General features: G+C 73.0%; 9 protein-coding genes. 3 read left to right on the top strand and 6 right to left on the bottom strand.

Going from position 1 to position 12,011, the window contains the following annotated elements:
* Position 1 precedes the first annotated feature (1 nt).
* A complete protein-coding gene (locus tag ACTEI_RS22100; protein WP_122979391.1) occupies positions 2-310 on the top strand; it encodes a hypothetical protein in 309 nt (102 codons plus the stop codon).
* 76 nt (positions 311-386) lie between these two features.
* Here the strand turns inward: ACTEI_RS22100 and ACTEI_RS22095 are convergent, their stop codons facing one another.
* The 4 genes from ACTEI_RS22095 to ACTEI_RS22080 all read right to left on the bottom strand — a co-directional run bounded on the left by ACTEI_RS22095 (position 387) and on the right by ACTEI_RS22080 (position 6,294).
* Positions 387-1,478, bottom strand: a complete 1,092-nt coding sequence (locus ACTEI_RS22095) for a glycerophosphodiester phosphodiesterase (protein ID WP_122982331.1) — start codon at positions 1,476-1,478, stop codon at positions 387-389.
* Positions 1,479-1,731: 253 nt separating this feature from the next.
* A complete protein-coding gene (locus ACTEI_RS22090) occupies positions 1,732-4,704 on the bottom strand; it encodes a glycine--tRNA ligase (protein WP_122979390.1) in 2,973 nt (990 codons plus the stop codon).
* 316 nt (positions 4,705-5,020) lie between these two features.
* Complete coding sequence (locus tag ACTEI_RS22085; RefSeq protein ID WP_122979389.1) at positions 5,021-5,713, bottom strand: HAD family hydrolase; 693 nt, start codon at positions 5,711-5,713, stop codon at positions 5,021-5,023.
* Between the two features lie 35 nt (positions 5,714-5,748).
* Positions 5,749-6,294 carry a hypothetical protein gene (locus ACTEI_RS22080; RefSeq protein ID WP_122979388.1) on the bottom strand — a complete coding sequence of 182 codons (546 nt, stop codon included), beginning with the start codon at positions 6,292-6,294 and terminating at the stop codon, positions 5,749-5,751.
* 237 nt (positions 6,295-6,531) lie between these two features.
* Between ACTEI_RS22080 and ACTEI_RS22075 the strand changes: the two genes are divergently transcribed.
* On the top strand, positions 6,532-7,998 hold the full coding sequence (locus tag ACTEI_RS22075; protein WP_239082464.1) for a sensor domain-containing diguanylate cyclase: 1,467 nt from the start codon (positions 6,532-6,534) through the stop codon (positions 7,996-7,998).
* Between the two features lie 396 nt (positions 7,999-8,394).
* Positions 8,395-10,164, top strand: coding sequence for a glycoside hydrolase family 6 protein (locus tag ACTEI_RS22070; RefSeq protein WP_122979386.1), 1,770 nt, complete (start codon positions 8,395-8,397; stop codon positions 10,162-10,164).
* A gap of 85 nt (positions 10,165-10,249) precedes the next feature.
* Here the strand turns inward: ACTEI_RS22070 and ACTEI_RS22065 are convergent, their stop codons facing one another.
* Together ACTEI_RS22065 and ACTEI_RS22060 are read right to left on the bottom strand one after the other, a co-directional pair.
* Positions 10,250-10,849, bottom strand: coding sequence for a DUF3455 domain-containing protein (locus ACTEI_RS22065; protein ID WP_122979385.1), 600 nt, complete (start codon positions 10,847-10,849; stop codon positions 10,250-10,252).
* A gap of 112 nt (positions 10,850-10,961) precedes the next feature.
* Complete coding sequence (locus ACTEI_RS22060; protein WP_122979384.1) at positions 10,962-11,750, bottom strand: hypothetical protein; 789 nt, start codon at positions 11,748-11,750, stop codon at positions 10,962-10,964.
* Between the last annotated feature and the right edge of the window lie 261 nt (positions 11,751-12,011).

Raw genomic sequence — 12,011 nt, 5'->3', positions numbered from 1 at the left:
CATGCACAACCTGGGATTCGCGCTCGACGGCGCGTGGCGGGTGCTGCTCGCCGGCCTGCTCCTCGGCGCCGGGCTGCCGGTGCTGTTCGCCCTCGGCATCCGCTCGCTGGCGTGGGGCGCCGGCGAGGCCTCGGTGGACGCGACCGGCGTCACGCCCGGCACCCGGCGGCCGCTCGGCACGTTCGTCGGCTACCTGCTGTTCGCCGTGGTCATCGCCGGGGTGCTGCTCGGGCTGACGTTCATCGTGGCGACCGGCTTCGGCAACAAGCTCAGCTTCGAGCACATCTACCCGACGATCGTGCCCAAGTAGCCCGGCGTACGCAGGAAGCGGCCCGGCGGCGACTGCCGCCGGGCCGCTTCCTGCATGTGGGCCGCCGGCTCCCCGGTCAGGCCAGGTCGCGGGCCAGCACACCGATGTCCGGCTGGTCGGTGAACAGGCCGTCGATCCCGGTGCGCAGGAAGGTGATCTGCTCGTCGATCGCCTTGCCGAACGCGGCCGGGTCGGCGCCGGCCCGCAGCTCGGCCGGCAGGAAGCTGTTCTCCGCCCGGAAGGTGTACGGGATCACCTTGAGCCCGGCGTGGTGCGCGTTGCGGACCAGTCCGGTCGGCGCGGCCAGGGTGCCGTCCGCGTTCCGCGGGATGATCTGCCCCTTGTCCGGGCCGAGCCCGTCGACGAACTCGGACAGCTCCTTGAGCCCGGCCGGCGTCAGGTAGTCGGCGTAGCTGCGCGGGTCGTCGAACGGGGTGCCGGCCGCGCTGGTCAGGAACACCAGCGGCACCTCGACCCGGTGACGGTCGGCGAGCGTGCGCAGGTTGGCCGCCTCGAACGACTGGACGAACACCTTCGCGCCGCGCCGGTCCAGGCCGTTGCGGCGCAGGGTCCGGACCAGCGGGGTCTCCAGCTCCAGCCCCAGATTGCGGAAAAACGTCGGGTGCTTGGTCTCCGGGAAGACGCCGATCTCCCGGTCCAGCTCCTTCGACAGCCGCTTGCGCAGGTCCAGGACCTCCTGGAAGGTCGGCACCTGGAACAGCCCGTCGAACAGGGTGTTGTGCTGGCGGACCGCCGGGATCCGCTCGGTGGCACGCAGCGTCTTCAGCTCGGCCAGGGTGAAGTCCTGGGTCCACCAGCCGGTCACGCTCACGCCGTCCAGCACCACGGTGCGCTTGCGCCCGGCGAACTCCGGCCGCGACGCGACGTCGGTGGTGCCGCCGATCTCCGGCTCGTGCCGGCAGACGAGGACCCCGTCCTTCGTGCTGACCAGGTCCGGCTCCATGTAGTCGGCGCCCATCCGGGCGGCGAGCTCGTACGACGCCAGGGTGTGCTCGGGGCGGTACCCGGAGGCGCCCCGGTGGCCCACCACCAGCGTGGACCTGTGCTTGCCGGAACCGGCGAACGCCGGGGCCGCGACGGCCCCACCCAGCGCCGGCGCGGCGGCGGCCACCGCGCCGAAGCGCAGCACCTGACGGCGATCTGCCACGTTGTCCTCCACGGAATCGCATCCGGCGCCGGTCGCCGGATGTCCGAGAGGCAGTGGACGTGATCGAATCGTCGTGGGAGCGACGATCTCGTGGCGTGTCCGCGAACGCCCGGCCAACCGTCGCCGCCCGCGCGCGCCGGCGGCGAGGCCGACCGGCGCCCGCGGGGGCAGGCCGTGGCCGGCGCTTCCACCGTTTCCGGTACGACCTGTCCGCTCCCGCCCACGGTCGCGCGCCCGTGGCGGTCCGCGACCGTCAGATCCGCAGCTGCGGCCAGTCCAGCAGGCCCTCGCCGAGGTCCCGGACGGTGGCGAGCAACCCGAGCCGGGCCGCCCGGATCGCCGGGTCCTGCGCCATCACCAGCACGTCGTCGAAGAACGTGTCGACCGGCACGACCAGCCGCCCGGTCGCGTCCACGAAGTGCCGCAGGTCGGCGAAGCCGCCCGGGCCCAGGTCGGCGCGGACCGCGGTGACCGCCTCGTGCAGGGCCAGCTCGGCCGGCTCCTTCAGCGCGCCCACGTCGTACGACGCGGGTGTCCCGTCCGGAACGATCCGCCGCGCCCGCTGGATGGCCGCGGCGACCGCGGCGAAGTCCGCGTCGCCGACGGCGGCGGCCAGCTGCGACAGCAGGTTGTCGGCCACCGACGGCCGGGCGAAGTGCGGCAGCACCGCCCGCACCCGGTCCACCGGGTGTCCCTCCTCGGTCAGCGTCTGCTCCAGCCGCCGGGCCAGGAAGTCGCCGACCGCGGCCAGCACCGCACCGGAGACCGGAACCGGCTGGGCGGCCGCCGCCCAGGCCAGTGCCTCGGTGAGGCTCAGCGAGGCGAACTCCGGCGTGCCGCGGTGCACGGCCAGCAGGCCGAGCACGGCCCGGCGTACCGCGAACGGGTCGCTCGACCCGGTCGGCAGCCCGACCGTCGCGGCCAGGCCGGTGACCAGGTCGAGCCGGTCGGCCAGGGACAGCAGGGCGCCCGGGATGGTCCGCGGCAGCGCGTCCCCGGTGTGGCGCGGCAGCTCCGCCTCGAAGACCGCCTCGGCGACCGCCCGCGACTCCCCGGCGTGCAGCGCGTAGTCGCGCGCCATCACCCCGGCCAGGCTGGTCATCTCGGTGACCAGCTGCGCGCCGAGATCGAACTTGACCAGCTCGGCGGCCCGGTCCAGCGCGGCCGAGCCGAGTCCGAGCCGCTCGGCCAGGCGCCGGGCGAGCGCGCCGATCCGGTCGGCCCGCTCGGCCATCGAGCCGAGCCGGTCGGTGAAGGTCAGCCGGGCCAGCCGGGCCCGCATCCGCGACAGCGGGGTGTCCAGGTCGGCGCGGTAGAAGAAACGGGCGTCCTCGTACCGTGCCCGCAGCACCGCCTCGTTGCCGGCGCGGACCAGCTCGACGTCGACCGGCCCGTTCGCCACCGTGACGAACATCGGCAGCAGCGCGCCGTCCTCGTCGCGGACCGGCAGGTAGCGCTGGTGCTTGCGCATCACCGTGGTGAGCACCGCGTCGGGCAGCGTCAGGTAGCCCTCGTCGAACGTGCCGAGCAGCGGCAGCGGCTGCTCCACCAGGTCGGTGATCTGGTCGATCAGCGCGGCCTCGCCGGCCACGTCGACCCGCCCGTCCGGGTAGACCAGGTCCTGCGCGCCGATCACGATCAGCTCGCGGCGGTCCTCGTGGTCGGCGACGATGCCGTTGACCCCGAGCGTCTCCAGGAAGGTCTCCGCCGAGGCGATCTCGGCGACCGGCGGGACGGCGGTGCGCAGCAGCCGGGTCTGCCGGCCGGCGGCCAGGGTCGAGACGGTCACCGGCACCACGTCGTCGCCCCAGAGCGCGGTCAGCCAGCGGATCGGGCGGCTGAAGGCCAGCTTCGGGTCGTTCCACCGCATGTTCCGGGCGGCCCGCAGCCCGCCGGTCACCTTCGCCAGGACCGCGGCGAGGACCTGCGGCGCCGCGCCGCCGGCTTCGTGCTGGTCCACCACGACATGGGGTACGCCGTTGAACTCCTCGACCCGCGCATCGCCGAGGGTGGCGCCCTGCCCGCGCAGGAAGCCCTCCAGCGCCCTCGTCGGCGTGCCGTCCGCCGCGTACGCCGCCTGCGCCTTCGGTCCCCGGACCGTCCGCACGTGGTCGTCCTCGCGGGCGGCCACCGCCGGGACCACCGCGATCAGCCGCCGCGGGGTGCCGAAGACGCGGATCTCGCCGTGCTCCAGCCGGGTCCCGGCCAGGCCCTCGGTGAGCAGGCGCCGCAGCTGCTCGCGGGCGCCGCGCAGCTCGGCCGGGGGCAGTTCCTCGGTGCCCACCTCGAAGACCAGGGTGCGCGGCCGGTCGCCGGTCCGCGTGGCCGCGGCCGGGCGGGCCGGGGCGAGCGCGGGTGTGGTGCCCAGCGGGTGTTCCAGCTCGCCGCGCCGGGCCACCCAGAGCTTGGCGACCTCACCGGCGAGGCGGCGCATCCGGGCGAACTCGCGTGCCCGGTCGGCGGTGGAGACCGCGCCGCGCGCGTCCAGCACGTTGAACGCCTGGGAGCATTTGAGCACGTAGGCGTGCGCCGGCACGGGCAGCCCGGCGTCGATCATCCGCTGCGCCTCGCCGGCGTAGAGTTCCAGCAGCCGGCGGTTGGCGTCGATGTCGGCGTCGTCGAGGTAGTAGCGGGACATCTCGTACTCGCTCTGGCCGAACACCTCGCCGTAACTGACGCCCGGCGCGTACTCGATCTCCTTGAAGTGCTGCTTGTCCTGCAGCGCCATGATGATCCGCTCGATGCCGTAGGTGATCTCCACCGACACCGGGTCCAGGTTCAGGCCGCCGGCCTGCTGGAAGTACGTGAACTGGGTGATCTCCAGGCCGTCCAGCCAGACCTCCCAGCCCAGGCCCCAGGCGCCGAGCGCGGGGGAGGCCCAGTTGTCCTCGACGAACCGCACGTCGTGCGCCGCCACGTCGATGCCCAGCGCGCTCAGGCTGCCCAGGTAGAGCTCCTGCGGATTGCCCGGGTCGGGCTTGAGGATCACCTGGAGCTGGGTGTGGGTCTGCAGGCGGTTCGGGTTCTCGCCGTACCGGGAGTCGTCGGGCCGCACCGAGGGCTCCGGGTAGACCACCCGCCACGGCTCCGGACCGAGCACCCGCAGGAAGGTGGCCGGGTTCAAGGTTCCCGCTCCGACCTCGGTGTTCATCGGCTGGACGAGCAGGCATCCCTGCTGCGTCCAGTACGCCGTCAACCGGGTCAGAGCCTCCTGCATGGTGAGCATGCGCCGAAGTCTAGGGCTCCGGCCGGCGGGGAATGCAGGCGAATATGCTCGCCGGAGATCTTTACGCCTTTCAGGGACCGCTGTGGCGAGGACGAGGCCGCGACCGTACGCCGGGTCCGCGACTTCCCGGCCGCCCGGTGGTGCCGAACGCGGACGAGACACCGGCCGCGGGCCGGGTTCCCCACCCACCTGATCCAGCTCACCGGCGTTGCGCGTGCCGCGGGCCGACCGGCTGCGGAACGCGCGCTCGTTCAAGGACACCGCGCGAGGGCACCCGGGAGATCGACACTCTGATCGTCGGTCGCGGCGTCGCCGGTCACGGCGCGTTCGTCGGACCGGAGCCGATCCGGGCGCCGGCCACCCGGGCGAGGACCTCGCTCAGGATCGTGGTGGCGGCGCTGGGCAGCACGGCGTCGGCGTGGGCGTACCGGGAGCCGGGCGTGAACGGGTTCGGGATCGCCACGCACCGCAGCCCGGCCGCCCGCGCCGCGGTGACGCCGTGCGGGCTGTCCTCGAAGGCGACCGCGCGCTCCGGGGCCAGCCCGAGCCTCTCCAGCGCCAGGCGGTACACGGCCGGGTCCGGCTTGGGCGCGGCCACCTCGTCGCCGCACGCGAGGAGCTCGAAGCGGGTCAGGTCGCCGGTGCGGGCCAGGTTGGCGCGCACCCACCAGGCCGGCGAGCTGCTGGCCACCGCGAGCCGCAGGCCCTGCCGCTCGGCCTCGCGCAGCCACGCCCCGATCCCGGTGGCCAGGCCCAGTCCGGCGTGCACCCGTTCCCGGTACGCCATCCGCCGCGCGTGGCTGGCCGCGCGGTCGTACCCGGCGCCGACCGCGCGGGCCAGCTCGGCGTAGCGCAGCTCGTTGACGTCGCCGCCGTGCTCGGCGAAGAAACCGGACTCGTCCAGCTCCAGGCCGTGCTGGCGCCACTCGTACCGCCAGCTGTCCAGCAGGGTGGTCTCGGTGTCCATCAGCAGACCGTCGAAGTCGAAGATCAGCGCCTCGATCGCCATCGCCGCAGTATCCCGGCCGGCCCCGCGGCCCCGCCTCAGCGGGGTGGGTCCAGGCGGCGCGGGACACAGTGCTGCGCGGCGATCGTGCGGCACCAGGCGGTCACCGCGGGCCCGTCCGGGAAGTCGCCGAGCGCGACGGTCAACCAGGCGCCGGCCCGGTCTGCCGGGTGCGCCAGGTCGGTGTCGCGCAGCAGCACCACCTGGTGCTCGTCGCTGGCGATCCCGCGGCGCAGGCGCTGGTGCTCGGCCAGCACCGCGGCCGGGTCGGAGCGCCCGGCCGGCGGCGCGGCGAGCTCGGCGGCGTACTGGCCGCGCAGGTCGAGCGCGGCGAGGTCGTCGCGGCGGGTGAACTCCAGCTCGGCCCGCGCGCCGCCCGCGGACTCCTGCGGCCAGGGCTCCGGCCGGGCGCCGAGGCCGGTGTGCGGCCGGGCGGGCGGGCTCACCGTGGCCGGGGCGCGACGGTCGAGATGCGCGAGCACGGCGGCGATCAGGGCGGCCGTGACGAACACCGCCACGGCGCCGGCGGCCACCGTCCGGGACGCGCGCCGGCCGGGTGGGGCGATCCTTCGGTACGCGTCCACGGGCCCTCCGGCGTATCGGCGCGCGGGTCCCCTCGACGCTAACCGCAGGAGTCCGGCGATGACCAGGCGGTACGCCTTTTTCAGCCGTCCGGGCCGGGCAACCGCGCCGCACCCGAACTGTGACCCCGTGCCGCGCCCGCGCGGCTCAACCCCGCGTCCGCGGTGCCGACCTCTAGGGCCATGAGCGTGGGCAGCGGAGTGCACACAGCCGGACTCCAGGCGGAGGCCCCCGGCGGTATGGCCGTGACGCCGGACCGGCAGGCGCTGCTGCTGGCCGAACTGGTCGGGTTCATGACCAAGGACACCCCGTCGGTGCAGCACGTGCTGGACCTGATGGCGCCGCACCTGCGGGAGATCGCCGGGCTGACCGCGGCCACCGTCTTCGAGCTCGACTCCGAGACCGGCATGATGACCGGAACCGCTCAGTACGGCGAGCCGGGCCGGCGCGACCAGATGGTCGCCGGCAAGGTCTTCCGCGCCGCGGCCGGTGGCCCCCCGGTGGTCAGCGGCCAGCAGATGGCGATCCGGCTGCGGATCGGCGGGCAGACCGTCGGCGTGCTGCTGTTCACCGGCGACGCGCTGAGCGAGCTGCGCCCGGACACCATCTCGACGGTCGCCCTGCACTTCGCCACCACGCTGCAGGGGCTGTTCGCGGAGAAGGCGCGGCAGTTCGTCGCGCACACCAGCGCCACCATCCAGGAGCTGTTCGAGAAGGGCATGTCGGCCGGCAGCGTCGAGGAGGCGGCCGAGCTGCTGACCAACTCGTGCGCCACGGCGTTCCGTACCGAGCACGCCGGGCTGCACCTGATCGACAACGACGGCCGGATCCGGTACGTCTACAGTGTCGGCTGCCCGGACGAGGTCAAGCAGACGCTGCGCGCCAACCTGGTCGGCCGGTCCGCGATCGAGTCGCCGGTCTGGCGCAGCACGATGGAGTCCGGGGACCCGGTGCTGGTCAACAACGCGGCCACCAGCAAGACCCGGCCCGGTGGGCTGATCGACACGCTCGGCATGCAGTCGTTCATCGCGATGCCGTTGATGTCCGGGTTCGGCCCGGCCGGCCTGGTGATGTGCGGCGACTCCTCGGGCACCCGGGAGTGGAGCGGCCGGGACCGCATCCTGGCCCAGCAGCTCGCCGCGGAGGGCGCGCTGATCATGGACAGCGCCCGGATGCGGCAGGCCAACCAGATGCACGTCGAGGAGCTGACCCGGCAGGCCTTCCACGACTCGCTGACCGGCCTGCCCAACCGCAAGCGCCTGTTGGACCGGGGTGAGCAGGCGGTCGAGATCGCCATGGCCACCGGCACCCGGATGGCCCTGCTGCTGCTCGACCTCAACGGCTTCAAGCAGGTCAACGACACCATCGGACACCACGCCGGGGACGTGCTGCTGCAGCTGGTCGCCAAGCGCCTGGACGGCCTGGTCCGCCACCCCGACATGGTGGCCCGGCTGGGTGGCGACGAGTTCTCGGTGCTGGTCACCGCTAACCCGGACGAGCGGGTCGCGGTCGCGGTCGGCGAGCGGATCTGCGAGCGGCTGCGGGAGCCGTTCGAGATCGACGGCCGTCCGGTACGGATCGGTGCGAGCATCGGGGTGGCGCTGTTCCCCCGGCACGAGATCGAGTTCGGCGCCCTGATGAAGGACGCGGACGCCTCGATGTACCAGGCCAAGCGCTCCGGCGGCGGGGTCCACCTGACCGCGTGACCGGTCCGGACGCGCGGGCGTGACCCGCGGTCGAGAGGCCGCGGCGCCGGGCGTGCCGGTGGGGTGGCGGCGGCGGTCCACGCCGTGGCGGCGGTCCGCACGGCGGGCGAACGGGTCCGGGTGGGCGGCGCGGACGGCTCGGGAGCGCCGTGGCGGCGGCCCGGCCGCGGCGTTTCCGGCCGGTGGCCACCGTCCACATCGGGACATCGACCCGGGGCCGCGGGGACCATGGTTGTCGCATGGTGAAGCGGGCGTTGCCCATCTGTTTCCGGATCATTGCGCTGGGAGCGCTCCCATGTAATGCTGGGCGCGTCGGCCAACGATCCCCACCGATGTTTCGGCCGTCGCTCCCATTGGCGCTGATCATTGCGCTGTCGCACGTCTCGAGGAGTCCTCATGAGACCCATTTCCGCCCGGGCGCGCGCCCTCACGGCAGCCGCCGCCGTGAGTGTCGTGGCCGGCGCCGGCGCAGTCGCGGTCGCGACCGACGCCAGCGCGGCCGCCGGCTGTCGCGTCAACTACTCGGTGAACCAGTGGAGCTCCGGTTTCACCGGTTACGTGACGCTCACCAACCTCGGTGACCCGATCTCCGGTGGCTGGAACCTGACCTGGGACTTCCCCGGGAACCAGCAGATCACGCAGGGCTGGAGCGCCACCGTCACCCAGTCCGGCAAGACGGTCACGGCCACCAACCCGTCGTGGGCCGCGTCGCTCGGCACCAACGCGACGACCAACTTCGGCTTCAACGCCAACTACTCGGGCACCAACACCGCGCCCAGCACGTTCAAGCTCAACGGTGTCGCCTGCACCGGCAGCGTCCCGGACTCGCCGTCGCCGTCGAACTCCAGCTCCCCGTCGACCAGCGTCTCGCCGTCGACGAGCGTCTCGCCGTCGACCCCGACGGACCCGGGCACCCGGGTGGACAACCCGTACGCCGGGGTCAAGGGCTACGTCAACCCGGAGTGGAAGGCCAAGGCGGACGCCGAGCCCGGGGGCAGCCGCGTGTCCAACAACCCGACCGCGGTCTGGCTGGACCGGATCGCCGCCATCGAGGGCACCACGAACAGCAGCTCGAACGGGGCCATGGGAGTCCGGGACCACCTGGACGCGGCTGTCGCCCAGGGCGCCGGCTACATCCAGTTCGTGATCTACAACCTGCCCGGCCGGGACTGCGCCGCGCTGGCCTCCAACGGTGAGCTCGGCCCGAACGAGCTGCCGCGTTACAAGGCGGAGTACATCGACCCGATCGCGGCGATCCAGGCCGACCCGAAGTACAAGAACCTGCGCATCATCAACATCGTCGAGATCGACTCGCTGCCGAACCTCGTCACCAACACCTCCGGCCAGGCCGGCGGCACGGCGATGTGCGACACCATGAAGGCCAACGGCGGGTACGTGCAGGGCATCGGGTACGCCCTGAGCAAGCTCGGCGCGATCGGCAACGTCTACAACTACGTGGACGCCGCGCACCACGGCTGGATCGGCTGGGACTCGAACTTCGGCCCGGTCGCGAACATCATGCTGGACGCCGCGAAGGCTTCCGGCAGCGTCAACAACGTCACCGGCTTCATCACCAACACCGCGAACTACTCCGCGCTGAAGGAGCCGTTCATCCAGCCGACCACCACGGTCGGTGGACAGACGATCCGGCAGTCGAAGTGGATCGACTGGAACCAGTACACCGATGAGCTGACCTTCGCCCAGGCGTTCCGGCAGAAGCTGGTCTCGGTCGGCTTCAACAGCAACATCGGCATGATCATCGACACCTCCCGCAACGGCTGGGGCGGCTCGGCCCGGCCGACCAAGGCCAGCACCTCGACGAACGTCGACACGTACGTCAACGAGTCCCGCATCGACCGCCGGATCCACGCCGGTAACTGGTGCAACCAGAGCGGCGCGGGCCTCGGCGAGCGGCCCACCGCCGCTCCGGAGCCGGGCATCGACGCCTACGTGTGGGTGAAGCCCCCGGGTGAGTCGGACGGCTCGTCCTCGCTGATCCCGAACGACGAGGGCAAGGGCTTCGACCGGATGTGCGACCCGACCTACACCGGTAACGCCCGTAACGGCAACAGCCTGAGCGGCGCGCTGCCCAACGCCCCGATCTCGGGTGCCTGGTTCTCCGCGCAGTTCCAGCAGCTGATGGCCAACGCCTACCCGGCGCTGTAAGCACACATCGCAGGACCGGACCCCCGCCCCGCTTCACGCCCGGGGCGGGGGTTCCCTGCTGTGTGCCGGGTGTGGCCGATCGCCCTCACCTGGTGACGAAGAAGCGGTACACCGCCCGGAACGGCACCGCGATCGGCTGGTCGCCGCCGCAGGCCGTGGCCGGGGCGGCCCCGCCGCGGGCGTCGATGCGCTGGATGTGGGTGACCGCGCCGAACAGGCCGCGGCCCCGGTTCCCGGCGGCCCGGAACAGCGCCGGCGGCAGATCGCCGGCCTCCCGGGCCGGCCGGGTGACCGGATCCGTGCCCTGGACCGTCGAGCCGTCCTGGTCGGAGATCCAGGACGGACCGCGGAAGTGCACCGCGGTGACCTTGCGAACCGGGCTCATGGTCACTCCGGTCAGCGACGCGGCCGGCTCCAGCGGCTGCCAGGCGCCGCGCCGGCACCGGTAGATCTGCACACCGCGGGCTTTGAGTACGGCGTGCAGCACGGTTCCGGCCGGTGGCTGCAACGCCTGCGGCACCATCGGCTCGCCGCCCAGGAAGCTCTCCTCCTGGGTGGTCGCCGGCGGGCCGGCGGGTTGCGGATCGTGCCGGTCGGTGGCGGCGAAGGACACCCCGGCGGGTACGCCGATGGAGATCAGCGCGAGCGCGCCGAGCGCGCCGGCGGTCTTGGCGGTACGGCTCACGGAGCCCTCCCCTATGGACGGTGACGCTCCCGCTCACGGTAAGGGCATCATGGGAGGAAGTGTCCCATTCAGAGGGGAATTCACCCGAGAGAAGTGGGAATAGCCCGATGGATCATGGCATCGTGTAGAAACCGGTGGGCGCGGCCTCGGCCTGCCGGCGCGCCCGCAGCGTCCGGGCCCGCAGCTGTAGCAGCAGGAACAGGCCGAGGAGGACGAACACGCCGCCGACGACGAGGCCCGGGCCGAGCAGGTTGCTGTCGCCGGACGCCGTGGCCAGCGCCGCCGCCGGGCTCGGGTCGTCCGCCGGCGTGGTGGGCTCCGCGGTCTCTTCCGCCGGGGTCTCCTCCGCCGCGGTGGGGGTGGGCTCGGCGCTGGTCCGGGTCGGCTCGGGCCTCGGCGCGGAGGTGGCCACCCGCCCGGTCACCCCGGTGCTCGCCCCGCCGGCGCTGAGCAGCGTGCCCTGCGCGTCGAACGCCCGCACCTCGAAGCGCACCTCGCCGCCGTCGCGCCCGGCCACGGCCACCTGCCAGCGACCGGTCACCGTCCGGTTGCGGCACAGCGTGCCCGGGTCGAGCTGCTCGTCCACCACGGTGGCGGCGGCGCCGTCGAGGCTGACCCGGGTGGGGAACTCGCCGGTGTCCTCGAAACGGGTCACCCGGATGCGGTCCAGCGGGATCCGCCCGCCGCGCACGATCAGGGCCCAGCGCACCTTGCGGCATCGCGGCTGCTCCGAGGTGGCGACCGCGGTCAGGGTCCGGGTGTTGCCGCCGGCTTCGACCGTGGCCGGCGCGGTGACCCGTACGCCGAATCCCGGAACGTCGGCGTGAGCCGGCGCCGTGCCGGCCGCGCCCAGCGCGGACCCGGCGATCATGGCGCAGAGCAGCGCGGTGAGATGCCGCACGTCGATCCCCCCTCGTTCGTCCCCTTCCCCAGTAAGTTCGCCTGGCTGCGCCGAATGGTTCAGCCGGTGGCCCGGGTCACTCCCCGGTGCACCTTATTTTTGGCTTAAGCACCTGGGAAACCCTGGTTTGCGCAGCTCAACCGCCATGTGCGGAAAGTGGCTGGACGATCACCGAAAAGAGTCGGCCAGAAATTTCGCACGCGTTCATCCGAAGCCCGGCCCGGCACGTAATCCGGGGAGGACACGCCCGGGGCTTCGCAG

Origin of the sequence: Actinoplanes teichomyceticus ATCC 31121, from assembly GCF_003711105.1 — a bacterium.
GTDB lineage: Bacteria > Actinomycetota > Actinomycetes > Mycobacteriales > Micromonosporaceae > Actinoplanes > Actinoplanes teichomyceticus.
The sequence above is the reverse complement of the archived record's forward strand: the minus strand, read 5'-3'. Positions and strand labels throughout refer to the sequence as shown.

Coding starts and splice junctions, on each gene's coding strand:
- ACTEI_RS22100 (WP_122979391.1), top strand. CDS start 2: ATGCACAACCTGGGATTCGCGCTCGACGGCGCGTGGCGGGTGCTGCTC.
- ACTEI_RS22090 (WP_122979390.1), bottom strand. CDS start 4,704: ATGCTCACCATGCAGGAGGCTCTGACCCGGTTGACGGCGTACTGGACG.
- ACTEI_RS22085 (WP_122979389.1), bottom strand. CDS start 5,713: ATGGCGATCGAGGCGCTGATCTTCGACTTCGACGGTCTGCTGATGGAC.
- ACTEI_RS22075 (WP_239082464.1), top strand. CDS start 6,532: ATGGCCGTGACGCCGGACCGGCAGGCGCTGCTGCTGGCCGAACTGGTC.
- ACTEI_RS22070 (WP_122979386.1), top strand. CDS start 8,395: ATGAGACCCATTTCCGCCCGGGCGCGCGCCCTCACGGCAGCCGCCGCC.